This is a genomic window from Martelella alba (assembly GCF_006516955.1).
Lineage (GTDB): Bacteria > Pseudomonadota > Alphaproteobacteria > Rhizobiales > Rhizobiaceae > Martelella > Martelella alba.
In genome coordinates, this window is sequence record NZ_VHLG01000007.1 from 117,102 (window position 1) to 141,659 (window position 24,558).

Sequence of the window (24,558 nt, forward strand, 5' to 3'; positions counted from 1 at the left end):
TGCATTTTGAATATCCGGTCAGACGCCGGACTGGCCGTCCATGCCAATATAGGCGATGCGCAGCATATTGGTCGCGCCCGGCGTACCAAGCGGTACACCGGCTGAGACGATCAGACGGTCACCCGGCTTGCCGAAGCCTTCGTCAACGACGATGCGGCAGGCCTCGTCAACCATGGTATCGAGACCGGTCGGCTCGGCGGCGACGACACAGTGCAGACCCCAGACAATGGCGAGGCGACGTGCGGTCTTGACGACCGGCGACAGGGCGATGATCGGAACATTCGGCCGTTCACGGGCAGCGCGAAGACCGGTGGTGCCGGAGGCGGTGTAGGTGACGATCGCCGTCAGCTTCAGCGTTTCGGCAATTTCGCGGGCCGCCAGCGAAATGGCGTCGGCGCCGGTTGCTTCCGGCTGCGGACGCTGGGCGTGGATGATGTTCGGGTAAAGCGCTTCCTTCTCGATCGTGCGGGCGATCGAGGCCATGGTGGTGACCGCTTCAACCGGATAGTCACCGGCAGCCGATTCAGCCGAAAGCATGATCGCATCGGCACCTTCGAAGACAGCGGTCGCGACGTCGGACACTTCGGCGCGGGTCGGAACCGGCGAAGTGATCATCGATTCCAGCATCTGGGTGGCAACGACGACCGGCTTGCCGGCGGCGCGGCAGGCGCGGATCAGCTTCTTCTGCAGGCCGGGAACGGCCTCCAGCGGCATTTCAACACCAAGGTCACCACGGGCAACCATCAGCGCGTCGGACATTTCGATGATCTCATCGATGCGTTCGATAGCCTGCGGCTTTTCGATCTTCGACAGAAGGCCGACCTGGCCACGGGCGATCTTGCGGACTTCGGCCAGATCGTCGGGGCGCTGGATGAAGGAAAGCGCAACCCAGTCGACATCACCTGTTTCGAGAACGGCATCAAGGTCGAGCCGGTCCTTTTCGGTGAGGGCGCCAACGCCGAGCAGCGTATCGGGCAGCGATACGCCCTTGCGGTCGGAGATCTTGTTGCCGGCGACAACGGTGCAGACGATGCTCTTGCCATCACACTTTTCAGCGCGCAGCTGCAGCTTGCCGTCGTCGATCAGCAGGCGGTGGCCCGGCTGAACCGATTGCAGGATTTCGGGATGGGGGAGGTAGACGCGCTTTTCGTTGCCGGGCTCGTCAATATCGTCGAGGGTGAAGGTCTGGCCGATTTCAAGTTCGACCTTGGAGTCGAGAAACTTGCCAACACGAAGTTTGGGGCCCTGAAGGTCGGCGAGAATGCCGATCGGGCGGCCACAGCGGGCTTCTACATTCCGAATGCGCTTGATCAGCGTACGCATCAGATCATGGCTTGCATGGCTCATATTGATGCGGAATACGTCAGCGCCAGCCTTGTGCAGCTTTTCGATGACTTCTTCTTCGGACGAGGCGGGACCAAGTGTGGCGAGAATTTTGACTTTTCTGTTACGTCTCATCAGTTCTGACTCTCTTGAGTGCTGGGCTTGTCGGAAAGCTGCACAGTCCAGCTTTCCTCCCGCCCTGTGTCATATTCGCTAAAACCCATTCTCTGGTAACCGCGGGCAAAGCAGTCCTGAACGCCGACGATTGTAAACTCGTCTTCTGCGACGCACATATTGGTATAGCCCGTCCAGCGTCCGCCTCCGGTCGCGTCTTCGGCATAGAGATAGTAGTAGCGTGCTTTTAGTGGGCCCGGCACAACGGTCGCGCAGGTGGAGGCCGGGAGTTGCCACCATCCTTCCGAGACCCAACCCTTTTCTTCGCGATAGCCGACCGCAACGCCAACGATCTTGGCTGTATCGTTGCAGACGCGGAATTCCGCATGGGCGATGCCCGGTGCGGCGAAGCCGGCAAGAATACCGCCGAGCACGACCGCACTTCCGAGCGGCATGACGTTCAGAAGAAGGGTAAGGGCCTTGGTACGGCGGCCGGTATCGGGAGCGTGTTGGGTCATTGAGTTGAGCATTTGTGTCGTTATCTTGTTTTTGCGTTGACCGTAGGAGAAAGTCAACGCGGCTTCAATCGATTGTAATGGCCCTTTCAGTTTTGCCGCCCCTCGGGGCGAATCTATGGCGTCAAGCCGTCTTGCCGAAAGCGCCGACTCCATGCCATCAACTGCTATTATCATCAATTCTGCAACGGATATCCATGCCGAACGTCAACGCATTTGAGAGAATAGACGGAAATTATGACAATGGCATTGTTTTGCTCGGCGATCATGCCATGGCCACGGTTCCAATGGAATATGGCAATCTCGGGCTTGATCCTGCCGTTTTTGCCCGCCACATCGCCTATGATATCGGCGTTGAAAAACTGGTGCGCGGGCTCGCAATGCGGCTCGGTTGCCCGGCTGTCATATCCTGTTTCTCGCGCCTTTTAATCGATCCAAATCGCGGTGAAGATGATCCGACATTGATCATGAAGATCTCCGACGGTGCGATCATTCCTGCGAATCACCCCTTGAGCGAGGCGGAGCGGCAAAGGCGGCTCGATCTTTATCATCGTCCCTATCATGCCGCGATCGATGAAACGCTCCGCAAGGCGGAGGCGGCGCTGGGTCGGCCGCCGCTGGTGCTGTCCATCCATTCCTTCACCCATGCCTGGAAGGGCGTCATGCGTCCATGGCATGCCGGTGTTTTATGGGACAGCGATCCGCGCGCTGCCGGAGCGCTGATTGCCGCGCTTGAAGGGGTTGGCGGCCTCATCATCGGCGATAACGAGCCCTATGATGGCGCGCTCAAGGGCGACACCATGTATCGTCACTGCTCGCAGAAAGGCCTGCCCCATGCGCTTCTCGAAGTAAGGCAGGATCTGATTTCGGATGAGGCCGGTATTGATCTGTGGATTGACCGGCTCGCACCTGTTTTTGCCGCACTCAATGGTCAGGATGACTTACATGAGATCCGTCATTATCGGTCCCGGGCGGATTGAAACGCTGGGTCAAACGAGAGGATGATAAGCATGGCTGAGCTGAATGGAGTAGAGCGTGAGGCGCTGGAAGCGGCAGCCTTTCGCCGCCTGGTCGCACATTTGCGTGACAGAAGCGATGTCCAGAATATCGATCTGATGAACCTGGCCGGCTTTTGCCGCAACTGCCTCTCCAACTGGTATCGTGAGGCGGCGGAGGAAAAGGGGATTGCCCTTTCGAAGGAAGAAAGCCGAAAAATCGTCTATGGCATGCCCTATGATGACTGGAAGGCGCTTCACCAGCGTGAGGCCAGTCCTGAGCAGAAGGCTGCTTTTGAAGTGAACAAACCCGCCGAATGAGGCTTCGCCCCATTTGAGTGCTTGACCTTGACGGCACTTCGCGGCAGGCAAGGGCCCGTTTCTGAATTTTTGAATATGTCGCTTTCGGCGCAAAACTGCCGGCAGCGACAGGATGACAGTCCAACAGGAGAAAGACATGTCTGACGCACAGGGTGTTGCGCGCGACCAGCTGCGCTCGTTTGTCGAACGCATCGAGCGCCTGGAAGAGGAAAAGAAGACGATTGCCGATGACATCAAGGATGTCTATGGCGAGGCCAAGGGAACCGGCTTTGACACCAAGGCGCTGCGCAAGATCATCGCTCTGCGCAAGAAGGACGAGCAGGAACGCATGGAAGAGGAGGCGATCCTCGATACCTATCTGATCGCGCTCGGCATGCTCGCCGCTGGCGAACAGGAATAATTTTCCGTCAGGGCCGGAGCGATCCGGCCCTTTTGCTACAGGCCGTCCACCACCAGTTTCAGCCCCGCCAGGAAGGCCATGATATACATGAAGGGGTAGAAAACCTCCATCTTCATGTGCTTGACCACCAGGGCTCCGAGAAAGGTGGCGATGATGGCGACGGGCAGCAGGCTGGCCGATGCGATGAGGTTCGAGACCTGTAACTCGCCGAGCGCGTAATAGGGCAGAAGTTTCACGACATTGACAATGGCGAAGAAGCGTACGCTCATGCCGGTATAGGATCTGACGTCCAGTTTCAGCGGCAGCGTATAGATCTGAAATGGCGGGCCGCCCGAATGGGAAATGAAGCTGGTATAGCCGGAAACAAGGCTCCAAACCGTCGCCTTGACAGGGCGCTGCGGAGCAGGCGGGGCCTCTTCCTTCGGCCCCGGCCGGAGGCGATCGAAGAAGTATTTGCCGGCGAAGCTCACGGTTGCCAGTCCGACAAGAAGCTTGGTCAGTGAATAGGGGACCATGGAAAAGGTCATCCAGCCGAGCACAATACCGATCATGGCGCCGGGCAGCATGATCTTCATTGTCGGCCAGTGATTGTCATGGCGCCAGGACCAGAGCGCTACGCCATCCATAACGATCAGGATTGGCAGCATGATCGCGGCTGCTGTCACCGGATCGACAACAAGGGTCAGGATCGGAACGCCGAGCAGGGCAAGCGCGCCGCCCATGCCGCCTTTCGTCAGGCCGACAAGCATCACCGCCGGAATGGCGGCTGCATAAAATAAAGGATCGGGTAGCATATGGACAAAGACTCGGTTGAAACTGACGTCTAACGGATTTATCGGAGTTTTGCGAGTGTCGCGCCTGTCCCGGTAGGCAGGCGGCACTGGTCACGGTCCTGCGGCTCCTGTCCCGCCGCAGCCGGTCGAGAATGAAAGGACAGGGGAGGCTGACATGGAAAGTGCCGAAACACGCTGCCGACTGGTTCTGATCGTGCCTGATATCGCAGATGCTGCAGAACAGGAAAAGCTTCTGGGGGATGCGCTGCGTGGCGGTGATGTCGCCTCTGTCATCATTCCGCAATATGCGCTTGGCCTGGATGAATTCCAGATGCGGGCGGAAAAGCTGGTGGCTCTGGTGCAAAACTACGATGCCGCGGCAATCATTGCCGGTGACAGCCGGGTTGCCGGGCGCGCCCGGGCCGATGGCATTCATATTGATGGTGGCGCGGAAGCCGTGGCGGAGGCGGTGGAGAAATTCTCACCGAAATTCATCGTTGGCGCCGGGCATTCGGGCGATCGCCACGAGGCCCTGGAGATCGGTGAAAAATCGCCGGACTATATTCTTTTCGGCAAGCTGGACGGTGACAGCCGGCCACAGGCCCATCCGAAAAATCTCGAACTGGGTGAATGGTGGGCCTCACTGGTCGAAATTCCCTGTATTGTGATGGGTGGAGGCGATCCCGCAAGCGCCATGGATGTTGCCGCTACATGGGCGGAATTTGTCGGGCTCGGCCGCGCCATCTTCTCCGCACCCGGCGGGCCGGCGGCCATGGTTGCCCAGATCAATGCCGTGCTTGACGAAAAAGCGCCACGATTTGAATATTGATGGCAGTATGATGAATCGGAACAACGGTCTTGCGGCCGCCCTCCTGATGAGCGGAATTGCCATCGCCGCGCCAGCTCTGGCGCAGGCCGATGCAACGACATCCACCGTTGATACCCCGGCAGCGCTGGCAGCCCCCGTGCCGGAGCGCGGCAGCCGGCTTGTCTCTCCGGATGATCTCAATATTGCACGCACGCCATCCGGGCTGGAACTTTATGATCGCATGGGCAGCCCGCTTCCCGAGCTTCCGCCGGAAAAAACCTATGACGGTCCCGTCGATGAAGCCTATGGCGCCTATCAGCGTGGCATGTTCCAGACCGCCTATTCCGAAGCGCTGAAGCGGGCGCATCGCGGCGATGCGGATGCCGAGACGCTGATTGCGGTCATGCTGGACAAGGATCTCATTTCAAAAGCGCGGGCGGGGCGTTCTGCCGACTGGTATCGCATGGCGGCGGAAAGCGATGATCCGGCGGCGAAAAACCGCTACGGCATGATGCTGCTTTCCGGTCAGGATGTCGCCAAGGATCCGGTCAAGGGGGAAGCGCTTGTGCGCGCGGCGGCCGAGGCGGGCAATGCCGAAGCGGCCTATAATCTGGCCACGCTTATCATTTCCAAGGGCAAGGGAAGCGCAGACGGCACCAATGACGCTTTGCCGTGGTATGAACGTGCTGCCAATGCGGGGATTCCCGAGGCGGAATATGCGCTCTCGCAGATCTATCTTGCCGATGCCAGCCTGCCGGAAGAAAAGCGGATCACCAACGGCTTCTGGCTTTACAGTGCCGCCAAGGGCGGGCTTGATACGGCCCAGATCGATCTGGCCCTGCGGCTCGTCAATGGACGCGGCGGGCAGGGGGCGGATCCCGATCAGGCCTTCGAATGGATGCATCGCGCGGCCATTTCCGGCAATCCCGCAGCGCAGAACAAGCTCGGCGATATGTTCCGTGACGGTGTTGGTACGAAGAAGGACCCGGTTTCGGCTGCAACCTTCTATCTGCTTGCCAAACGGTCCGGCCTTTCTGAACCAAAGGTTGAGGCCTTTCTGAAGCAATTGCCGGCAGATCAATTGAAACAGGCCGAAGCGCGGGCCAATACCGCTGCAGGAAAATTCTAGTATTAAGCGATTTTCGACGCTGTTCAGCCGGGTGTAAATTGTGTATTTCTAAAGACAGCTTTTGGGGGAGCCTGTCCTGCCTCTGGTTTTTGGCGATGCATGATAGAGGTTGGCATATTTGCAGCAACTGACTTCAATTGCCCAGCTTGTTTCGAGCCTCGGGCTCGGCGCTCTGGTCGTTCTCGGTTATTTCGCTTTGCTGCGATATTACCGGGAACGGTTTTCGGGCGTGGTGATCAGCGGCGTGCTGTTTGGCTGTGGCGCCGTTCTGGCCATGCTCAATCCGATCCAGGTCTCGCCCGGTGTCTTTTTTGATGCGCGCAGCGTTTTTCTGGCGCTGGCCTCGCCCTTTGCCGGGCCGATTTCAGGCCTGATCGCGCTTGCCATGGCCGTTACCGCGCGTTTCTCCTTTGGCGGCAGTGGCGCTTTTGCCGGTTCAATCGGTCTTGTGATCGCCTGTGCCGCCGGCATGCTTCTGTGGTATTTTGGTCCGAGGCGCTATCGGCTGAAGCATTTCCTCATTCTGGCGGCCATGGCTTCAATGATGGTCTTTTCTGCCTTCGCAATGGGGGTTGCCGCTGGTTTCGCGATCATCGCCGCGGCGCTGATCCCGCTGATCACGATCAATTTCCTTGGCGTGGTGCTGCTGGGACTGTGTCTGGAAGCGGCGCGATCGAATAATGAATATATGCGGATCATGGCCTTCGAGGCCGAGCGCGATCCGCTGACCCATCTGTTCAACCGGCGTATCCTGGATGATGTCGAGCTGAAGCTGGAACGTTCGATCACCAGGGATGCCCGTCAGATCTGTGTCATTCTCTTCGATATCGACCACTTCAAGGCCATTAATGACCAATTCGGGCATGCCCGGGGTGATGATGTGCTGCTCAAGGTGGCTGGCACCATTACCAGCCGCGTGCGCCGTAGCGATACAGTGGTGCGTTATGGCGGTGAGGAGATCGCCGTCATTCTTGAAGATACGCTGATTGAGAATGCCGTTCAGGTGGCTGAACATGCACGGAAGATGGTCGAAAGACTGACATTTGAACACGGCGACGAGCGCTTTTCAGTGACCGTCAGCGCCGGTGTGGCCGCATTCATGGCTGGTGATGGCGCGCTGCGCAATGCTCTCGATCAGGCCGATCAGGCGCTCTATCGAGCCAAGAATGCCGGCCGGAATCGTGTCGAATCGCTCATGCAGGCGGCCGCCTGAGGCATGTCGGCGGTTTTGCACACTTGAATTTGCCCCTATTCTGTGTTCATGAACCGTAAAACACCGCATTTCCTCGCTGTCTCTTGCTGATGGCGCAATAACAAGGATATTCTTTCATGGCCCGTTCCGCCCTCCTTAACGTGATGGTTCAGGCCGCCCTCAAGGCGGGCCGCTCGCTGACGCGTGATTTCGGCGAAGTGCAGAACCTGCAGGTTTCCGTCAAGGGACCGGCCGATTTCGTTTCGCAGGCAGACCTCAAGGCGGAAAAAATCCTGCGGACCGAACTTTTGCGGGCCCGCCCGACCTATGGCTTCCTCGGTGAGGAGGGTGGCGAGGAAGAGGGGACCGATGGTCAGCATCGCTGGATTGTCGATCCGCTTGACGGCACCACCAATTTTCTTCACGGCATTCCGCAATTCGCCGTCTCGGTCGCGCTGGAGCGCTCCGGTGAAGTGGTTGCCGGTGTTATCTACAATCCGGCGCAGGACGAATTGTTCGTTGCCGAAAAGGGTGGTGGCGCCTTCTGCAACGATCGCCGTATCCGCGTTTCCGCCCGCCGCAAGCTTGCCGATTGTGTCATCGGCTGCGGCGTACCGCATCTGGGCCGCGGTCACCACGGCAAGTTTCTGGTGGAGCTTCGTCACGTCATGGGTGAGGTTGCCGGTATTCGCCGCATGGGCGCTGCCTCGCTTGATCTGGCCTATGTTGCTGCTGGCCGTCTTGATGGCTATTGGGAAGAGTATCTCTCGGCCTGGGACATGGCTGCCGGCCTGATTCTTGTGCGTGAAGCCGGCGGTTTCATCTCGGATATGAAGGGCGGACAGAATATTCTCGAAAGCGGCGGCGTGATCGCCGGCAATGAGATGATCCGCATCGCGCTGATGGATCAGATACAGCGCCGTCTGGAAAAATAATCCGCCATTGGACAATTGTGTTCAGGACGGCAATTTCTGGGCTTCGCCCTTCAATTCGTCACCATTTTCGAATAGAGCTTGATGAGGGCCGGAACAGGCAATGTTCCGGTCATTTCATGCGCGCCCCTCATTTCAAAGCCTGAATGGTCCCGGGGGTGTTTCGAAATCAGGTTTGCCGGAGGTGAGGCCCTATGTCGGATGTCGAACTCGAGCAGTATGATGTGCGCGAAACCTCGCGACGCGGGTTCGCTCAGAAGATGTCGAGCCCGATGACCTTCTTCTGGACCATGGTCATCTTTCTGATTCTGGTCGGATTTTGCATCGCGATCCTCTATCGTCAGGCCCACAACGCCTTTATGACCAATCCGGGTCTGAACGGGTTGATCCTCGGCGTTGCCATTATCGGCGTGCTGATGGTCTTCAGCCAGGTTCTGGCGCTCCGCCGCGAGGTCGGCTGGCTCAATTCCTTCCGCGCTGCTGGCAGTGCGGATCGCGTCGGCCGCGATCCCAAGCTTCTGGCGCCGATGCGCGCTTTGATCGGCTCGCGCCAAACCATGGCATTGTCGACGTCCTCGCTGCGCTCCATTCTCGATTCCATCGCCACCCGGTTGGACGAACAGCGCGATACCACGCGCTATCTCGTCGGACTTTTGGTGTTTCTTGGCCTGCTCGGCACCTTCTGGGGCCTGTTGAACACGATCGGTTCGATCGGTTCGATCATTCAGGGCCTTGATCCCAATTCCGGCGACAGCGCCGATGTGCTGAACGCGCTGAAGGAAGGACTGTCCGGTCCGTTGTCCGGCATGGGCACGGCATTCTCGTCGTCGCTGCTCGGTCTTTCCGGTTCGCTGGTGCTTGGCTTTCTCGATCTGCAGGCCGGCCGTGCGCAGAACCGCTTCTATATGGAACTGGAAAACTGGCTGTCGACCATGACCGACGTGACTTCCGATCTGGCTCCGGCACTGGAAGGCGTTGCCTCCGGCTCCAGCGAACAGTTCGAGGTTTTGGCTGCCGAACTGCACCGGATTGCCGAAAGCGGCGGTCTTGGGCAGAGCGCGGTTCCCGCCATGGCGCAGCTTGCCGAGGGCATTCAGGGTGTGGTCAAGAACATGCGCAACGAGCAGCAGATGCTGCGCGACTGGATTGAGGCGCAGCAGGAAGAATCGCGCGAACTCAGGCACACGCTGCAGCGACTTGCCGACAAGCTCGAGGGGCGGTGATCATGGCGCTCGCCCGAAACCGACGTTCCGGCCGCAGTGTCGATTACTGGCCGGGCTTTGTCGATGCCCTGTCGACGCTGCTTCTGGCCATCATGTTCATGCTGACGGTTTTCGTGATTGGTCAGTTTATCCTGACGCGCGAAATTTCCGGCAAGGATGAGGTGCTGAACCGGCTCAACAGCCAGATCGCCGAACTGACCCAGCTTTTGGCGCTGGAGAAAAGCAATAATCAGGATGCCAATGACATGATCGCCACGCTGCAGGCTTCGCTTGCCGCTGCTGAAAGCGACAAGTCTCGCCTGCAGGCGCTGCTCGATCAGGGCTCCGGCGTGTCTGATGCTGCCAATGCGAGGATTGCAGGCCTGTCCTCTGATCTTGAAGCGGAGAAGCAGATTTCGGCCAAGGCGCAGAATCAGCTGGCGCTCTTGAACCAGCAGATTGCTGCCCTTCGTGCGCAGCTTGCCGCCGTCGAAGAGGCGCTGCAGGTCTCCGAGGCCAAGGACAAGGACTCGCAGGCGCGCATCGCCGATCTTGGCCGCCGCCTGAATGTGGCACTGGCGCAGAAGGTGCAGGAGCTGAACCGCTATCGCTCCGATTTCTTCGGACGCCTCAGGGAAATCCTCTCGGATCGCGACAATATCCGGGTTGTCGGCGACCGTTTCGTATTCCAGTCGGAAGTGCTGTTTCCCTCCGGTTCCGATGAGCTGAATGATGCCGGCCGTCAGGAGCTTGCCAAACTTGCCTCGGCGCTTCTGGAGATTTCCAAGGAAATTCCGGACGATATTGACTGGGTTCTGCGCGTTGACGGCCATACGGATGATGTGCCGATCAAGCCGGGCGGCAAGTTCACCGATAACTGGGAACTGTCGAGCGCCCGTGCGGCGTCCGTGGTGCGTTACCTGATCTCGCAGGGCGTGTCGCCCGATCGTCTGGTGGCGGCAGGCTTTGCCGAATTCGAACCGATTGCCGAAGGCGAAACGCCTGAGGCGCGGGCGCAGAACCGGCGCATCGAGTTCAAGCTGACAGAGAAGTAAGTTCCAAGCCCCGGCCTTCTGGCCGGGGTTTTTCTCAGGGCTTGAAAATCTCAAGTTTTTTTTCTAGTTTGTGGGCTCCGCAAGGGCATGGCCATGAAGTGCCAGTGCCGCGCTTTTCCTGCGCTGTTCTTCCTGACAAGCGGACGAGGTTTCTCCAGGAAGCATCAACGACAATCGGACTTCCTGCGGGAGAAGCTTTACATGACGGACGAAACCATGGCGGTTTCGGGTCGAATGCGTTTCGACAAGAAAACCATCGCGATCATGCTGATGATCGGTTCGGTGGCCGCCTTTACTACGATCGATACACTGACCAAGACGCTGACGGCGCGGCATGACCCGTCGGTGCTGATCTTTGTGCAAAATGTGGCTGCAGCGCTGGTCATTCTGCCGCTGGCGCTGCGCAAGGGGGCATCCGGCTTCCGTATCCAGTCACCGCGCCTGCTTCTGCTGCGTGGCGTCCTGGGCGCGCTCGTCTCCTTCCTGATCTATACATCGCTGAAGCTTCTGCCCTTCACCGTAGCGACTTCGCTTCTGCAGCTGGAGACGTTCTTCATCATTCCGCTGGCGATGATCTTCTTGAAGGAGCGGCCGGACTGGCGGCGTTTTCTGGCGGTTGGGCTTGGCATTTCCGGCGCGCTGTTCATTCTGCAGCCGGGCGGCGGCACGTTTCAGATGGCGGGACTGATCGCCATTGCCGCAGCGCTTGCGCTGGCTGCCAAGGATATCGTGCTGAAATTCCTGGCGATGAATGAGCAGATCGTGCCGGCATTGTTCTGGATGTATGTGGTTACCGCCATCATCATGGCCGGGCCGGCAATCACGCACTGGTCTTCGGTTAGCCTTGCGGATTGGGGCTTTATCATCGTGGCGGCGATTTTGATGAATGGCTGCAATTTCGGTATGCTGAAGGCCTATTCCATGGCCGATGCCGTGGTGCTGGCGCCGGTGATCCATTCGGCCCTTCCCATGGCGGTCATGGTTGGTGTCGTGGTCTTCGGTGAATGGCCGTCGCCGCTGGTCTGGGTCGGCATCGTGCTGATCGCCATGGCGACCTTCATGCCCAGCGGCAAGAGGACCGAGGGTTAACCCTCGGTTCCTGTTCGCGTTTCAACATCGAATTGCAGCCTTGCCAGGCGGGCATAGAGCCCGCCCTTGGCGACAAGCGTATCATGCGTGCCCTGCTCGACGATTTGGCCGCCATCCATGACGATGATGCGGTCGGCATTGAGCACGGTTGCCAGCCTGTGGGCAATCACCAGCGTGGTGCGGCCCTTCATCAATCCGGCAAGCGCCTGCTGCACCAGTGTTTCGCTTTCGGCATCGAGCGCCGAGGTTGCCTCGTCCAGAAGCAGCACCGGCGCATCACGCAGGATGGCGCGGGCAATGGCGATGCGCTGGCGTTGACCGCCGGAAAGCATCACACCGCGTTCGCCTGCCATGGTGTCATAGCCGTGTTCGAGCTTTTCGATGAAACCATGGGCCTGTGCGGCCCGGGCGGCGGCATAGACATCCTCGGCGCTGGCTCCTGGACGGCCAAGGGCGATATTGTCGAAAATGCTGGCAGCGAAGATTGCCACATCCTGCGGCACGAGGGCGAAGCGGGCGCGCACATCTTCCGGGCGTGCCTCGCGCAGATCGACGCCATCAAGGCGGATCGAACCGGCGACCGGGTCGTAATAGCGCAAGAGCAGTGAGAACAATGTGCTTTTGCCGGCACCTGACGGGCCGACAATGGCAACGGTTTCACTTGGGCTGACAGCGAGTGACATGCCCTTAAGAGCGCCATGTTCGGCATTGCTGGTCGGATAGTGGAATGCGACATTGGCGATGCTGATTGCGCCCGAGGCAGGCTCCGGCAGGGCGATGGGGTTGGCTGGCGCAGAAATGGCGGAGGGTTCCGACAGGAGCTCGCTGAGGCGGTCGGCGGCGCCTGCTGCAAGCGAGACCTCGCCCCAGACTTCCGAGAGCTGGCCGAGCGCACTGCCGGAAAGCACCGCGTAAAGCAGGAACTGGCCGAGCGTGCCACCGCTCATGGTGCCGGAAAGAACACTGTGAGCGCCATACCATAAAATGGCGGTGATGGAACAGAAGACGATGCTGATGGCAATTGCGGTCAGGACGGCACGGGCCCTGAGTGCGGTTCTTGCGGCATTGAAGGCCGTTTCAACTGCGCCGGCATATTGGCGTGCGGCCATGTCTTCGCCGTTGAAGGACTGCACGGTGCGCGTGGCGGCGATGGTTTCACCGGCAAATGCGGCGGCGGCAGCCAGCTCATCCTGAGCGGTGCGTGAGCGACCGCGCACACTGCGTCCGAAAGCGATCAACGGGATGACAATCAGCGGGATGACGATGATGACGAGAATCGAGAGCCGTGGCGAGGTCCAGATCATCATGCCGAGGCCGCCAATGCCCATAATAACGTTGCGCAGCGCAATCGAGGCGGAGGAGCCGAAGGCGGATTTCACCTGAACCGTATCGGCGGTCAGCCGCGAGACGATCTCGCCGGACTGGTTGGTGTCGAAAAAGGCAGGCGACAGGCGGATGACATTGGAAAAGACATCCCGCCTGAGATCAGCGACAATTCGTTCTCCCAGTGACATGACGAAGAAATAGCGCAGCGCCGAGGATAGGCCGAGCAATAGCGCCATCACGCCAAGGCCAAGAAAATAGGTGTTGATCACGCCGGGATTGGCGGCGGTGAAGCCGTGGTCAATCACCCGCCGGACGGCGACGGGCAGAATCAGCGTGACGACGGCTGCCATCATCAAAAAGACCAGCGCGCCGGTGACGAGGCCGCGATAGCGCATCAGATAGGGGAACAGGCGGGTGAGGGGCTTCAGATCAGTGCGGCGCCGGGAGCCGTTGTCTTTGCGGGTCAAATTCACTTCCTTTGATGTCAACAAGCCGTCATATTGACCGCGGCGGCCCTTGTTATTCGCTTTGCGTTCCTGTATAGCCAGCGCAACCTAATCGGAAAGCCGTGGCGTCTAGGACGGTCTCACGGCTTTGTTTATTCAATCGGTCCAGCTGGTGCAATGACTGCCTTGCATGGATCCAGCTTGCAGGAAGAATGTTATGAAGGCTGATATTCATCCCGATTATCACACCATCAAGGTTGTCATGACCAACGGTACTGAATTCGAAACCCGCTCGACTTGGGGCAAGGAAGGCGATGTCATGAATCTCGACATCGATCCGACCTCTCACCCGGCCTGGACCGGTGGTCAGCAGAACCTGCTCGACCGTGGCGGCCGCGTTTCGAAGTTCAACAAGCGTTTCGGTGGCCTCGGCCTCTGATCGCAGTCTTGAACGCGAAATTTCCGAAAAACCCGGCTTTGGCCGGGTTTTTTGTTGTCTGATTTCTGGGTGGGAATTGCGGCCTTAACGGGGCGGCATCAATGACAAAAGGCCCGGATGAACGGGCCTTGGATATCTTCGCATGTCGTGAAAATGGTCTCAGCGTGAGCCAAATGCCGTCCTGAGCAGGTCTATCTGGGCAATGACATTGTTTTCGTTGCCGCTTTCGGGCAGCGCGGTCTCGGTGCTGAGCAGGTTGTCATCCAGAAGGCTGATGCGGGATTCCAGCCTGAGCGATTGCTCGATGAGATCGCGGAAGCCGGGGGGCAGGTCGATCCAGCCTGGCGCCGTGCGGTCAATGTGGTCCTTGCCGAGGCGCAGCTTGCGCCTTTCGCTCAGCACCTGATCCCGCGTCATTTCGCCACTGTTGAGAGAGCGCTGCAGCAGCAGCCAGGAGGCAAGCTGCATCAGCCTGGTCGTCAGACGCATCGATTCGGCGGAATAAAGTGTTGCAGCCTGCCGGGGCAGCATTTTCGATGCAGCGCGACCGACACCGTCGAGATAGGCAGCTGTGGTTTCCACGAGCGCCATTCCTTCACGATAGAGCATATCGAACTGCGGCGATGAGGCCGCACGGCCCGCGAAGCTGATCGTTGTCGCTTCCCGCTTTGTCATTGGTATTCCCTGGTTACGCCACACACTAAAACCGCAGGAAAGCGGCCTTTCTTTGAATGACTGCACCATTAATCCTGTAGCGGAATTCCGCAAGCAGTATCTTAACGAAGGGTTAATACCCACATCTGCGATGATGTTGCGCACAAAAAAAGAGCCGTCATGACGGCTCGGAGTTTTAGGTGATATCGGAATGAAAGACAGATCTCCCGATGATGACGATAATCATCTGGAAAGGTTAATAAATGGTAAACGGCCGGGGCTACTTGCGAAACAGGCTTTCCGCTGCCTGTCGCCCGGCTGATTTCTTGACAATTGCCTTTTCGATCCGCTCGATTTCGCCCTTCAGTTCGTTGACCAGCGCTTCAAGCGCTTCGACGGAGTGAACCTCCAGATCGGCACCAATGATATATTGGCCTTTCGGTGGTTTTTTTTCTGCGTCCTCGTCTTCACGCATTGGCGGCTTCCTTTTCTTTTTCTGCTGGCTGTTCTTCTGCAGGGGCTTCTTCCAGGGGCGGGCGCGTCTGCAGGTGAATGCCTTCCGGGGTCGAAACCGGAACGGCAGCGTCTGGCATCGGACTGAACGGGAAGTCTCGATCCTCGACGGGGATCGCCGCACGGATGCGCGAGCGGATGATGGCATAGGCCATAATTAGAATATGCGCCGTTGCCGTGATCAAAAACAGCGCATAGGGCCCGAATGCAGACATTATCGGTCCGCCGACGGTCGGGCCGATAATGGTGCCGATGCCGAACAGGAACAGCAGGCCGCTGGCGATCTTGACGAAATCCTCGGCGCTGGCAAAGTCATTGGCATGTGACGCTGTGATCGGATAGAGCACGTTGGCGGTTGCGCCATAAAAAGCAATCAGCACGAAGAGGAAGGTGCTCTCCGGCTTGAACAGCACGATCAGCAGGGCGGCCGTCGCGCCGACGCCGGCAAGCCCGGCAATCACATAGCGCCGGTCCATCAGGTCTGATATCCGTCCGATCGGAACCTGAGCCAGCGCCCCGGCGAGGATGGCGATGATCATGAAAAAGGCGATATGGCTGTCGTGAAGTCCGGCGCGGGCACCGAAAACAGCCCCGAGTGTACCAAAGGCGCCATTGGCGATCCCGATCAGCAAAACGCCGAAAAAGGCGACGGGCGAATTGCGGTAGAGCAGTTTGAGATCGATCCTCACTGCCCTGAGCGGTTTCGGCGAGGCGGCGTTGGAGACCGTGGTTGGCAACATGGCGATGCAGTACAAAATGCCGGCAACCATGAACAGGATCGGCGTTTGCGGATTGCCGAAGCCGACAATCATCTGGCCGCCGACGACGCCGAACAGGGTGATGCCAGTGTAGAATGTGAACACGACGCCACGGCTTTTGTTGTCGACACGCTCATTCAGCCAGCTCTCGATGATCATCTGCGTTCCGGCGGTGGCAAAGCCAGTTGCTGCCCTGAGCGCAATCCAGGCGATGTCATTGATCAGGATGCCGGTGGAAAGGGCAACGATACAGATGATGGCGATGAAACCGGAAAAGGCGCGGACATGGCCGATCCGCATGATCAGTTTCGGCGCCAGAATACAGCCAATCACATAGCCCGACGCCCAGGAGGTGCCGAGAAAGCCGAGCGAGGTGTCGCTATAGCCTTCCGCTGCACCGCGAAGCGGCAATAGCAGCCCGTGCAAGCCATTGCCGAGGAACAGGAAGAGAGTACCGAGAAGAAGGGCAAAAACCGGAAGTAGGTTGCGTTTCATGCGAGTAGGCTCTGATCGGTTGGGTTTAGAAAAGAAGGACGTCAAAGAGCTAACGCCCAGCTTGTCCGGCAGTTCCAGGGGATTGGCAGCTTGGACGGCCGATAAATGCACACTTTGCATTTTCTGCCGGCACAAATTCCGCCAGACCCTGTCCCCCTTTGAGGCCAGCAGAATGATTGACGTCACTCAGCCATAATTTGCTATGAAAAACGCATCCGGCGGCGTTGTCACGTCCAATTATAGCGTTCAATCTTAATAATTATCGCTCAATAGACTGAAATCCAGACGAATTCCGGTCAAAAAGGGGCTCTGCAAAAGATTTTCGCAGATCCCGGCGGCAAGAGTGGCCACTTCGCCGCTGCCCGCTTTCAGGCCGCCGAGAAAGGAACCCGATGACCAAGCTGATCGCCCTGCTTCTGATTGCCGCCATGGTGGCGCATATCATCAGGCCATTCGGCGTTCCGGGTTTGAGAAAGCGGATGGACTTCTGGAAGATTGCTGTCTTCGCCTTTGTCCTGTTCAGCATTGTTCTGCTGATCCGGCCGTAAATATGAAAACACCGATGCGTCGCCGCACCGGTGTCTTGTGTTGGAACGGCTCTTGAGAGCTTTACTTTTTCAGGATTTCAACGCCCGGCAGGGCCTTGCCTTCCATCCATTCCAGGAATGCGCCGCCAGCGGTGGAAACATAGGAGAAGTCCCCGGCCACACCGGCATGGTTCAGTGCCGAAACCGTGTCACCGCCACCGGCGACCGAAATCAGCTTGCCGGCCTTGGTCTGTTCTGCGGCAAATTTCGCGGCTGAAACGGTCGCAGCATCGAAGGGCTCGATCTCGAAAGCACCGAGCGGACCATTCCAGACCAGCGTTGCGGCCTTGGCGATCCACTCATTGACGAGCGTAACCGAGGCCGGGCCGACATCAAGCATCATCGCATCGGCCGGGATGGCATCAATGGCGACGGTTTCGTTTTCGGCATTGGCCTTGAATTCACGCGCGACAACGCCGTCGACCGGCAGCACGATGGCGCAATTGGTGGTTTCGGCCTTGGCCATGATGGCGCGGGCGGTATCAGCCAGATCATGCTCGCAAAGCGACTTGCCGACATCGATGCCCTTGGCGGCGATGAAGGTATTGGCCATGCCGCCGCCGATCACCAGTGCGTCGACCTTTTCGATCAGGTTCTGCAAAAGGTCGATCTTGGTGGAAACCTTGGCGCCGCCGACGATGGCAACAACCGGGCGGACCGGAACGCCGAGGCCCTTTTCCAGGGCTTCAAGCTCTGCCTGCATGGTGCGGCCGGCATAGGCCGGCATATGGTGGCCGAGGCCTTCCGTGGATGCGTGCGCGCGGTGGGCTGCAGAAAAAGCATCGTTGACGTAGATGTCGCCGTTTTCGGCAAGTGCTGCAACGAAGTCCGGCTCGTTCTTTTCTTCACCCTTGTGGAAACGGGTGTTTTCCAAGAGCAGAATGTCGCCATTTTCCATGGCTGCGATGGCCTTTTGTGCCGGCGCGCCAATGCAGTCCTCGGCAAATGAAACGGAATGATCCAGCACTTCCTCAACGGAAGGGATGATCAGCTTCAGCGACATGTCGGGCACGACTGCGCCCTTGGGACGGCCGAAATGGGCCATCAGGATGACCTTGGCCCCCTTTTCCGAGAGTTCGAGAATGGTTGGTGCAACGCGTTCGATACGCGTCGTGTCGGTGACCTTGCCGTCTGAGACCGGGACATTGAGATCCACGCGCAGGAGGACGCGCTTTCCGGCGATATCGGTAAGGTCATCGAGGGTTTTGAAGGCGGGCATGGTGGTCTTCCTCTGACTATGTTGGCGGGCCGGCGGGATCAGCCGGCGCCGAGGGTCCATCAAACCGGATCAGGGCCGCCGCGACCGCCGGGCCGTCTCGACCCTGAACCTCAATCACGTACCCCAACCGGCGAAATCTCTTTCAAGCCGTTCGATTCCTAGTCAAAACCAACGCCCTCGGCAATGATCTCAGATCAAATTTCCGCGCCTTGATGCAACAATCCGTGCCACGTCACGTCGCCGAATTTGCAATTGTCAGCCATGCTTTGACAGATGCCAGAGGGGCAGTCAGTGCGCGTTCCTTCCGTTGCGTGCTTTTGCGCGGCGGCGGGTCAAAAGCCGCATGATTTCGCGAAAGTTCATGAAGATCGGCAGGGCAGGCGGCGCTTCGCTTTCAAGCCAGACGCCAATGGCTGCAATCTCACTTTCGGCATTGATTTCCCGCACGATCAGCGTAAGCGGGCCGATTTCCACCCGGTCTGCAATGGCGGGCCTGGCACCCAGCTTGCGGCTCATGAAGGCGGCAATCGGCAGCGCGCGATCGGCTTCGCTGATCGTTACCCGGCTATCAAGCGCTTCAAGATCGGATGCCGGCCGGGTCGGCAGCATCGAGTGTGAACCGAACATCTCCGGATCACTTTCAGGCGCGAGCGGCTTTGAGACTGAAAACAGACGGTCGAGCAGGGGGGAGCGGCCCGGTTCGATGAAGAGATAGAGATAGTCACCGGCCTGCAATTCGCCGGCATAAAAGAAGCGTGTCGACTCACCGTTTCGGATCACCAGCGAGGGGACGGCCCAGCGCGGGATCGGGGTGCCCGTCAAAATGGGACAGTCTTCGCGCAGGGCGTAAACGACGAGCTCGTGATTGGCATTGCCCGGCAGGTCGATTTCGACATGCTCGATCGGCCCGGCGGGCACCGGGGTCACGAGCTTCCAGCGTTTTGCAAGCGGCGCCAGCGACCAGCCCTGCAGCACAAGCGAGGTCAGCACCATAACGAAGACGATGTTGAAATAATCGTTCGCCATCGGCAGGCCGTAGAGGATCGGCAGCAACGCCAGCAGGATCGAGACAGCCCCTCTCAATCCTATCAGGGAGATGAATTTCGTCTCGCGCGGGCGATAGTCGAAGGGCAGAAGGCAGAGCCAGACGGCAAGCGGTCGGGCGATGAAAACCAGGAACAGGCTCATGGCCAGGGCCGGAATGATGATCGCATCGAAATGGCGCGGTGTGGCGAGAAGCCCGAGCAGCACGAACATGATGATCTGCGCAAGCCAGGTCATGCCTTCCTGGAAATGGCGGATGGAGCCGGAATAGCGGATATTTTTGTTGCCGGCATAAAGACCGGCAACATAGACAGCGAGATAGCCGCTCCCGTCGAGAGCCCCCGTAAGCGAGAAAACGATCAGCGCCAGCGCCAGAACAAGGATCGGCGTAAGCCCGCGGTTGAGCCCGAAGCGGTTGACAATGAACACGATTATGGCGCCGCCGATGAGGCCGAGCACAAGGCCGAAGCCGAGTTGCTGGAGAAAGCTCAAGACAAGAGGGACGACGGCAAAGCCTTCTTGCCCCTGCGGTGCAAGCAGGGTGACGATGGTGAGCGTCAGAAAAATCGCCATCGGGTCATTGATGCCCGATTCCAGCTCCAGCGTTGCGGAGACGCGCTCGACCACATGGATGCCGCCGATGCGCATCAGGAAAAACACGGCCGCCGCATCCGTCGAGGCGACGATGGAGCCAAGCAGCAAGCCCTGGGCTAGGCTGAAATCAAAAATGAAATGCGCAGCCACAGCCACCAGAAACGCCGTCAGCGCAACACCGACGGTTGCCAGAAGCAGAGCTGGCGCTGCCGCCTTGCGCAGGGTCTTTGCCGCCGTGCCGAAACCGGAATCAAACAGAATGATGGCAAGCGCCAGCGAGCCGACATAATAGGTCAGCGCCGTGTTATCGAATTCGATGCCCAGCCCATCTGTGCCGGCAAGCAGCCCGACGCCGAGAAAGAGAACCAGAAGGGGCGCACCGAAGCGATAGGCGAGTGTGCTTGAAAGGGCCGCCAGCAGGATCATGCAGGCACAGACCAGAACGGCTACATAAAATATCGTCAATCAGATCATCCTTCGGCCCTGTAGTCGTCGCATTGTCTATATTTCGCAATTATAGGGGGGATATAGGCCGGAATTGGGGAGTCCCCAGGTCCCTTGGGGCAATATCAAGGAAAGGATAAGGCTCAATGAGCGAAGCGGCGCTTGTGACGCGAACAGCGGTGCCAGCCACACGCGGCAGTCTGGGGCGGGAGCTTCAACGTGCCGGGCTTGAGGCGGCCAGCACGGTCATCGTCCATACATCGCTGAAGGCGCTGGGCTGGATTGCGGGTGGTCCGGTGGCGCTGATCGAAGCGCTGATTGATGTCGTTGGTGACAATGGCACGATCATCATGCCGGCCCATTCTCCGCAAATGACCGATCCCGCCAATTGGCAGCACCCGGCCGTACCGCAAGCATGGCATGCAGTGATCGAGGCGGAAATGCCTGCTTTCGATCCGGCGACAACGCCGAGCCGGGGCATGGGGCAGACGGCGGAACTGTTTCGCACATGGCCGGGAACGCTGCGCAGCAATCACCCGATGACCTCTTTTGCCGCCAGAGGGGAAAGGGCCGCTGCCCTGATGCGCCGGCATGATCTTGAAAGCCCGCTCGGTGAAGGCTCTCCGCTTGCCGAACTTTACCACGAAGGCGCTGTGGTGCTTCTGCTCGGTGTTGGCTTTGATCGCTGCACCATGATGCATCTTGCCGAGGATCATGCCTTTCCTCGGCGCCCGAAAATGCGCCAGGCCTCGGCCGTGACGGAGAATGGGCAACGGGTCTGGAAGCGCTACAGCATCAGCGAAAACATGAATTCAGAGCGGTTTGTCGCTGTCGGTGCGGATCTTGTTGCCGACGGCACGGCACGCCGCTTTGCCATCGGAGCCGGGTACGGGATCATTGTTCCCGCGCGCGCTGCCGTTGATCGGGCAGCCGCTGCCTGGCGTGCTACCGACTGGGCGCAGGGCTGAACGGCCTGCCGGTCCGGGCCGCTAGGCCTGCGCCTCAGGGGGCTTTGCTCAGATGTTCATGGATAATGCGCCAGAGACCATCATCCTCCCGGCGCAAGACGGTGGTGCCAAGCCCGCCACCGGCGATTTTGTTGCCGTTGATTTCGGCAGTCCAGAAAAACCGATAGGTGCAGCAGGCCGAAAATCGCCCTCGGGCAACCCAGGCAAGGTCCTGCAGGCCGTAGATTTCCTTTTCAAGCTGGCGCCAGTTGGTTTCAAAGGCGGCACGGATATCGTGGAGACCATGATGCGTGCCGTCGGTAAACCAGAAGGTCGCATCGGCTGAAATCAGACCGGCGATCCGGTCGAAATCATGAAGATTGATGTCGCGACCATAGGCGACCATCACTTCCTCCGGGTCGTGCTGTTCATGTTTCAAGTTGCCGTCCTTTCAACCGGAACGTTGCTGCACGTATGATTGGCAGATGATAAGTCGAAAATCATGGCAAATTGCGATCACCGCGAAAAGATCTGCGCTATCGCAGCGGGAATGTATCTTACCTGTGCATCGTCTCACGCTCCATCATTGGCGGGGCCGCGGTTTTGCCTGCTGTATTCCACAATTTGAGGATGAAGATATGCGCTTGAAAGATACGGCCTGCCGATGCTTTAGTGTCGCAGCGATCTGGTGAAGATCAGCATGGTTTTGGTACTATATTTTTTGTTTCTGAAATTATCACGCTCGCCCAACCGAGTTTGATTTTGTTGATATGGGGTATGCAACATTGATCGAACGCCGCCAGTTTATGCTTGCACTTGGAACGCTCACCGTGGCCGGAACTTTGCCCGCAGCCAGTATGGCAAAAACAGTCAGTGGCCAGATTTATCTGTTTCGCGGTCTGGAATTCTTCTCGCGCGGTTTTTTCCCGCTCAACAAGAAGCTCGCTGCGCAAGGCATTGATGCTACAGTTTTTACCGTGGCCGATGACAAGTGGCTGGCGCGCGAAATTGCGCGCAATTATCGGGCATCTCCCGATAACCGTCCGATCATTCTCGTGGGGCATTCTCTTGGTGCCAATGCGGTGATCAGCGTTGCCGAGGATCTTGATGCGCTCGGCATTCCCGTTGCACTGACGATCACACTTGATACCACCGATCGAAATCCCCTGATCCCGGCCAATGTCACCAGGGCAGTGAACTTCTTCACCGATGGCAAAGTGCTGTGGCGGAAAATCTCCCCTGGCCCGGGCTTTACCGGAACGCTGGAGAATATTGACGTTCGCACGCCCGAATACGGCGGTCAGCGCAGCATGAACCATATCGATATGGAAGATAAACCCGTGATCCACGATGCTATCATCGCGCTGATCAGCAAGACACTGGCTGACTATCCGCGGTGACCGGCTGACGCGGGGCCTGGAAAACGCCGAGCCCCGGCCACGCTTGCGCGAAAGGGAGGCCGCGTTTCAGAATATGCCGGGGATCAGGCGCTTTGTCCGCGCTGAATATTCGGCATATTGTGCACCAAAGGCGGCATTCATCATCGCTTCTTCGCGTTTGAGGCGGATGGCATAGAGCAGGATGACAGCCACAAGACCGGCAAGGCCAATAATCCAGTTGGAGATCAGCAGCGCCTGGGAGATCCCCCACAACATGAAAGAGGCATACATCGGGTGGCGGATATGGGCATAGACGCCCTGGGTGATGAGCCTGTGCTCCTCGCGCAGTGTCAGGGTAACCGACCAGTTCTTGCCGAGATCCTTGTGGCTGCGCCGGAAAAGCCAGAGGAAGGCAATCCCCGTGACAAGGCCGAGGATGAGCGGAACGACTGTCTGCGGGCGGTTGAAATGCGGCAGGAGATCGGCGGCAAACCAGGCAATCGGCCCGGCAAAGAGGGTCATGCCGCACAACGCCAGCAGGCCGATATCCAGCGGGTCTGCGCGCCTTTCGCGGATACGGGTCCGCAATGCGCGACGCACGGCCGGATAGCGCAGCCCGCACCAGGCAAGGGTGATGACAAGCCAGCACCAGAAGGAAAGCGAAGCCATCATGCGACCTCCTTGCCTGCTGACGGTGCAGGCTTGGCGGCCATGGCCTCAAGCTGATCACTGAGCGAGCGCGTGCCGCATGTCATCATGAAATAGTCGTAGAAATAGCGGCGCGTGTTTGCCGATATGAACTGATAATGGACCCGAAAGAAGTTGCGTTTGAGGCGGCTATATCTCGCCTTGTCCAGCGTGTGACGGAAGCGGACGCGATAGAGAAGCGGAAAGCTGTCATTGCGGGTATGGCGCAGCCCGGCCAGCGCATAGGGATCGCACTTGTAGAAATTGATGATGTCGGTCAGCGACTGGAAATCATACCAGGTGATGCCGTGCTGCCCGGCCAGCGCTTCAAGCCGGTCGCGCGCACGTTTTGCCGCCGGATGAAGGGAAATTTTCAGGGCGGTCGAACCGACGGTCACGATGGTGAAAGCCGCATCCGCACCCTTTTGCCGGAGCTGTTGCGACAGGATGTGGGCGAAGTCCAGAACGAGGGCGCCGCCGGTGGAATGACCGACAAGAAGCACCTCGTCGTAGTTGCCCGCGGCAAGCTTTGCCATGGCGAAATCCGACCACAGTAAAAAGCGTTGATCCATATCTGGGCGCATGGCGCGCAGGTGCCGGCTGCTGAAGGACCATAGATCCATCAAATGGTAGACGAGATAACGCCGTCCAGGAAAATTGCCCAGCACAAGCGTCGTGGCGGCGCCGGCGCCAAGGGCGATGACGAATTGTCCTGGAAACGGTTCGAGCGTGCCGATGGCGAGGAACACCACGAGACCGGCCAGAAGAAAAAGCGCCATGGCCCCGATCGGAAAGAGAAAATAAAGCGCAAAGCGCCAGTTGGCCCGGAAGAAGCGCCATAAGGTGCCACTGAAAACATAATCGGCAATCGCCGCACCATATTTCGCTAGACGAAGCGGGAACGGTTTTTTGACATCTCTCGCGACAATGTCGTCGAAGTCGAGAAAACAAAAATCTGTCAGGCTTTCCCGATCACCGTCCTGACAACAGATCCTTGCTGCCGCAACATGGTATTCGTCTTCCCGGCAGGGTGTACCCATCTCGGCTTTCAGCGACCAGCAGGTTTCAAAGCGCGAAAGTCCGCGTGCGAATCGTCGGAAGAAACGTTCCGGATTATTCCGCTCATATCCTCCGATGTGAAACACGATACGCCGGTGCATGAATTCTACTTCTGGAGT

General features: G+C 58.5%; 26 protein-coding genes. 14 read left to right on the forward strand and 12 right to left on the reverse strand.

From position 1 onward, the window contains the following. Positions 1 to 18: 18 nt before the first annotated feature. Together pyk and FJU08_RS12190 are read right to left on the reverse strand one after the other, a co-directional pair. Positions 19 to 1,458 (reverse strand): pyruvate kinase, encoded by a 1,440-nt coding sequence (gene pyk / locus FJU08_RS12185; protein ID WP_141149289.1) that lies wholly within the window; start codon positions 1,456 to 1,458, stop codon positions 19 to 21. Continuing rightward, on the reverse strand, positions 1,458 to 1,892 hold the full coding sequence (locus FJU08_RS12190; RefSeq protein ID WP_141149381.1) for a DUF1036 domain-containing protein: 435 nt from the start codon (positions 1,890 to 1,892) through the stop codon (positions 1,458 to 1,460). The genes pyk and FJU08_RS12190 overlap by 1 nt, the downstream gene beginning before the upstream one ends. Before the next feature lie 257 nt (positions 1,893 to 2,149). Between FJU08_RS12190 and FJU08_RS12195 the strand changes: the two genes are divergently transcribed. The 3 genes from FJU08_RS12195 to FJU08_RS12205 all read left to right on the forward strand — a co-directional run bounded on the left by FJU08_RS12195 (position 2,150) and on the right by FJU08_RS12205 (position 3,668). Further along, positions 2,150 to 2,932, forward strand: coding sequence for an N-formylglutamate amidohydrolase (locus tag FJU08_RS12195; RefSeq protein WP_141149290.1), 783 nt, complete (start codon positions 2,150 to 2,152; stop codon positions 2,930 to 2,932). Positions 2,933 to 2,962: 30 nt separating this feature from the next. Further along, positions 2,963 to 3,268 carry a DUF1244 domain-containing protein gene (locus FJU08_RS12200; RefSeq protein ID WP_141149291.1) on the forward strand — a complete coding sequence of 102 codons (306 nt, stop codon included), beginning with the start codon at positions 2,963 to 2,965 and terminating at the stop codon, positions 3,266 to 3,268. A 136-nt stretch (positions 3,269 to 3,404) separates the two neighbouring features. Continuing rightward, positions 3,405 to 3,668, forward strand: coding sequence for a DUF2312 domain-containing protein (locus FJU08_RS12205; protein WP_141149292.1), 264 nt, complete (start codon positions 3,405 to 3,407; stop codon positions 3,666 to 3,668). A gap of 35 nt (positions 3,669 to 3,703) precedes the next feature. Here FJU08_RS12205 and FJU08_RS12210 read toward each other — a convergent pair whose 3' ends face one another. After that, positions 3,704 to 4,462 carry a sulfite exporter TauE/SafE family protein gene (locus FJU08_RS12210; protein ID WP_141149293.1) on the reverse strand — a complete coding sequence of 253 codons (759 nt, stop codon included), beginning with the start codon at positions 4,460 to 4,462 and terminating at the stop codon, positions 3,704 to 3,706. A gap of 154 nt (positions 4,463 to 4,616) precedes the next feature. On the opposite strand from FJU08_RS12210, the gene FJU08_RS12215 reads away from it, so the two are divergent. From FJU08_RS12215 to FJU08_RS12245, 7 genes are all read left to right on the forward strand, one after another. Then, entirely contained in the window at positions 4,617 to 5,270 is a 654-nt protein-coding gene (locus FJU08_RS12215) for a thiamine phosphate synthase (protein WP_141149294.1), read from the forward strand. 7 nt (positions 5,271 to 5,277) lie between these two features. Continuing rightward, positions 5,278 to 6,378, forward strand: a complete 1,101-nt coding sequence (locus FJU08_RS12220; RefSeq protein WP_210245224.1) for a tetratricopeptide repeat protein — start codon at positions 5,278 to 5,280, stop codon at positions 6,376 to 6,378. Positions 6,379 to 6,496: 118 nt separating this feature from the next. Continuing rightward, positions 6,497 to 7,591, forward strand: coding sequence for a GGDEF domain-containing protein (locus FJU08_RS12225; RefSeq protein ID WP_181409834.1), 1,095 nt, complete (start codon positions 6,497 to 6,499; stop codon positions 7,589 to 7,591). Between the two features lie 116 nt (positions 7,592 to 7,707). Beyond that, positions 7,708 to 8,505: an inositol monophosphatase family protein gene (locus FJU08_RS12230; protein WP_141149297.1), complete on the forward strand. Its 798-nt coding sequence runs from the start codon at positions 7,708 to 7,710 to the stop codon at positions 8,503 to 8,505. 191 nt (positions 8,506 to 8,696) lie between these two features. Continuing rightward, the gene (locus tag FJU08_RS12235; RefSeq protein WP_141149298.1) at positions 8,697 to 9,725 is read left to right on the forward strand and encodes a flagellar motor protein MotA; all 1,029 of its coding nucleotides are present in this window, start codon (positions 8,697 to 8,699) and stop codon (positions 9,723 to 9,725) included. Between the two features lie 2 nt (positions 9,726 to 9,727). Next, on the forward strand, positions 9,728 to 10,759 hold the full coding sequence (locus FJU08_RS12240; protein ID WP_141149299.1) for a peptidoglycan -binding protein: 1,032 nt from the start codon (positions 9,728 to 9,730) through the stop codon (positions 10,757 to 10,759). 201 nt (positions 10,760 to 10,960) lie between these two features. After that, positions 10,961 to 11,848 carry a DMT family transporter gene (locus FJU08_RS12245; protein WP_181409835.1) on the forward strand — a complete coding sequence of 296 codons (888 nt, stop codon included), beginning with the start codon at positions 10,961 to 10,963 and terminating at the stop codon, positions 11,846 to 11,848. On the opposite strand, the gene FJU08_RS12250 is transcribed toward FJU08_RS12245, so the two are convergent. Continuing rightward, entirely contained in the window at positions 11,845 to 13,662 is a 1,818-nt protein-coding gene (locus FJU08_RS12250) for an ABC transporter transmembrane domain-containing protein (protein WP_407943706.1), read from the reverse strand. The genes FJU08_RS12245 and FJU08_RS12250 overlap by 4 nt on opposite strands. Positions 13,663 to 13,837: 175 nt before the next feature. On the opposite strand from FJU08_RS12250, the gene rpmE reads away from it, so the two are divergent. Then, the gene (rpmE, locus tag FJU08_RS12255; protein ID WP_141149301.1) at positions 13,838 to 14,059 is read left to right on the forward strand and encodes a 50S ribosomal protein L31; all 222 of its coding nucleotides are present in this window, start codon (positions 13,838 to 13,840) and stop codon (positions 14,057 to 14,059) included. A gap of 159 nt (positions 14,060 to 14,218) precedes the next feature. Here rpmE and rcdA read toward each other — a convergent pair whose 3' ends face one another. The 3 genes from rcdA to FJU08_RS12270 form a co-directional block, all read right to left on the reverse strand. Beyond that, the gene (gene rcdA / locus FJU08_RS12260; RefSeq protein WP_141149302.1) at positions 14,219 to 14,734 is read right to left on the reverse strand and encodes a protease adaptor protein RcdA; all 516 of its coding nucleotides are present in this window, start codon (positions 14,732 to 14,734) and stop codon (positions 14,219 to 14,221) included. A 259-nt stretch (positions 14,735 to 14,993) separates the two neighbouring features. Then, positions 14,994 to 15,188 carry a DUF1192 domain-containing protein gene (locus FJU08_RS12265; RefSeq protein WP_141149303.1) on the reverse strand — a complete coding sequence of 65 codons (195 nt, stop codon included), beginning with the start codon at positions 15,186 to 15,188 and terminating at the stop codon, positions 14,994 to 14,996. Next, on the reverse strand, positions 15,181 to 16,479 hold the full coding sequence (locus tag FJU08_RS12270; protein WP_141149304.1) for an MFS transporter: 1,299 nt from the start codon (positions 16,477 to 16,479) through the stop codon (positions 15,181 to 15,183). Before FJU08_RS12270 ends, FJU08_RS12265 begins: the two co-directional genes overlap by 8 nt. A 392-nt stretch (positions 16,480 to 16,871) precedes the next feature. Here FJU08_RS12270 and FJU08_RS22765 point away from each other — a divergent pair, with 392 nt between their 5' ends. Continuing rightward, positions 16,872 to 17,027 (forward strand): hypothetical protein, encoded by a 156-nt coding sequence (locus tag FJU08_RS22765; RefSeq protein WP_181409836.1) that lies wholly within the window; start codon positions 16,872 to 16,874, stop codon positions 17,025 to 17,027. Positions 17,028 to 17,088: 61 nt separating this feature from the next. Here the strand turns inward: FJU08_RS22765 and FJU08_RS12275 are convergent, their stop codons facing one another. Beyond that, a complete protein-coding gene (locus tag FJU08_RS12275; protein ID WP_141149305.1) occupies positions 17,089 to 18,285 on the reverse strand; it encodes a phosphoglycerate kinase in 1,197 nt (398 codons plus the stop codon). Positions 18,286 to 18,573: 288 nt separating this feature from the next. After that, on the reverse strand, positions 18,574 to 20,388 hold the full coding sequence (locus FJU08_RS12280; protein ID WP_141149306.1) for a potassium/proton antiporter: 1,815 nt from the start codon (positions 20,386 to 20,388) through the stop codon (positions 18,574 to 18,576). A gap of 125 nt (positions 20,389 to 20,513) precedes the next feature. Here FJU08_RS12280 and FJU08_RS12285 point away from each other — a divergent pair, with 125 nt between their 5' ends. Beyond that, the gene (locus FJU08_RS12285) at positions 20,514 to 21,335 is read left to right on the forward strand and encodes an AAC(3) family N-acetyltransferase (protein WP_141149307.1); all 822 of its coding nucleotides are present in this window, start codon (positions 20,514 to 20,516) and stop codon (positions 21,333 to 21,335) included. Between the two features lie 34 nt (positions 21,336 to 21,369). Here FJU08_RS12285 and FJU08_RS12290 read toward each other — a convergent pair whose 3' ends face one another. Then, a complete protein-coding gene (locus tag FJU08_RS12290; RefSeq protein ID WP_235890671.1) occupies positions 21,370 to 21,753 on the reverse strand; it encodes a YybH family protein in 384 nt (127 codons plus the stop codon). Between the two features lie 418 nt (positions 21,754 to 22,171). Between FJU08_RS12290 and FJU08_RS12295 the strand changes: the two genes are divergently transcribed. Beyond that, positions 22,172 to 22,714: an alpha/beta hydrolase family protein gene (locus tag FJU08_RS12295; protein WP_181409837.1), complete on the forward strand. Its 543-nt coding sequence runs from the start codon at positions 22,172 to 22,174 to the stop codon at positions 22,712 to 22,714. Positions 22,715 to 22,780: 66 nt separating this feature from the next. Here the strand turns inward: FJU08_RS12295 and FJU08_RS12300 are convergent, their stop codons facing one another. Next, entirely contained in the window at positions 22,781 to 23,365 is a 585-nt protein-coding gene (locus FJU08_RS12300; protein WP_141149309.1) for a protein-S-isoprenylcysteine O-methyltransferase, read from the reverse strand. Next, positions 23,362 to 24,420 (reverse strand): lipase, encoded by a 1,059-nt coding sequence (locus tag FJU08_RS12305; RefSeq protein WP_141149310.1) that lies wholly within the window; start codon positions 24,418 to 24,420, stop codon positions 23,362 to 23,364. The genes FJU08_RS12300 and FJU08_RS12305 overlap by 4 nt, the downstream gene beginning before the upstream one ends. Positions 24,421 to 24,558 lie beyond the last annotated feature (138 nt).

Coding starts and splice junctions, on each gene's coding strand:
- FJU08_RS12270 (WP_141149304.1), bottom strand. CDS start 16,479: ATGAAACGCAACCTACTTCCGGTTTTTGCCCTTCTTCTCGGTACTCTC.
- FJU08_RS12215 (WP_141149294.1), top strand. CDS start 4,617: ATGGAAAGTGCCGAAACACGCTGCCGACTGGTTCTGATCGTGCCTGAT.
- FJU08_RS12265 (WP_141149303.1), bottom strand. CDS start 15,188: ATGCGTGAAGACGAGGACGCAGAAAAAAAACCACCGAAAGGCCAATAT.
- rcdA (WP_141149302.1), bottom strand. CDS start 14,734: ATGACAAAGCGGGAAGCGACAACGATCAGCTTCGCGGGCCGTGCGGCC.
- FJU08_RS12190 (WP_141149381.1), bottom strand. CDS start 1,892: ATGCCGCTCGGAAGTGCGGTCGTGCTCGGCGGTATTCTTGCCGGCTTC.
- FJU08_RS12305 (WP_141149310.1), bottom strand. CDS start 24,420: ATGGGTACACCCTGCCGGGAAGACGAATACCATGTTGCGGCAGCAAGG.
- FJU08_RS12195 (WP_141149290.1), top strand. CDS start 2,150: ATGCCGAACGTCAACGCATTTGAGAGAATAGACGGAAATTATGACAAT.
- FJU08_RS12300 (WP_141149309.1), bottom strand. CDS start 23,365: ATGATGGCTTCGCTTTCCTTCTGGTGCTGGCTTGTCATCACCCTTGCC.
- pyk (WP_141149289.1), bottom strand. CDS start 1,458: ATGAGACGTAACAGAAAAGTCAAAATTCTCGCCACACTTGGTCCCGCC.
- rpmE (WP_141149301.1), top strand. CDS start 13,838: ATGAAGGCTGATATTCATCCCGATTATCACACCATCAAGGTTGTCATG.
- FJU08_RS12210 (WP_141149293.1), bottom strand. CDS start 4,462: ATGCTACCCGATCCTTTATTTTATGCAGCCGCCATTCCGGCGGTGATG.
- FJU08_RS22765 (WP_181409836.1), top strand. CDS start 16,872: ATGACCAAGCTGATCGCCCTGCTTCTGATTGCCGCCATGGTGGCGCAT.
- FJU08_RS12275 (WP_141149305.1), bottom strand. CDS start 18,285: ATGCCCGCCTTCAAAACCCTCGATGACCTTACCGATATCGCCGGAAAG.
- FJU08_RS12200 (WP_141149291.1), top strand. CDS start 2,963: ATGGCTGAGCTGAATGGAGTAGAGCGTGAGGCGCTGGAAGCGGCAGCC.
- FJU08_RS12205 (WP_141149292.1), top strand. CDS start 3,405: ATGTCTGACGCACAGGGTGTTGCGCGCGACCAGCTGCGCTCGTTTGTC.
- FJU08_RS12220 (WP_210245224.1), top strand. CDS start 5,278: ATGATGAATCGGAACAACGGTCTTGCGGCCGCCCTCCTGATGAGCGGA.
- FJU08_RS12295 (WP_181409837.1), top strand. CDS start 22,172: ATGGCAAAAACAGTCAGTGGCCAGATTTATCTGTTTCGCGGTCTGGAA.
- FJU08_RS12235 (WP_141149298.1), top strand. CDS start 8,697: ATGTCGGATGTCGAACTCGAGCAGTATGATGTGCGCGAAACCTCGCGA.
- FJU08_RS12285 (WP_141149307.1), top strand. CDS start 20,514: ATGAGCGAAGCGGCGCTTGTGACGCGAACAGCGGTGCCAGCCACACGC.
- FJU08_RS12245 (WP_181409835.1), top strand. CDS start 10,961: ATGACGGACGAAACCATGGCGGTTTCGGGTCGAATGCGTTTCGACAAG.
- FJU08_RS12240 (WP_141149299.1), top strand. CDS start 9,728: ATGGCGCTCGCCCGAAACCGACGTTCCGGCCGCAGTGTCGATTACTGG.
- FJU08_RS12230 (WP_141149297.1), top strand. CDS start 7,708: ATGGCCCGTTCCGCCCTCCTTAACGTGATGGTTCAGGCCGCCCTCAAG.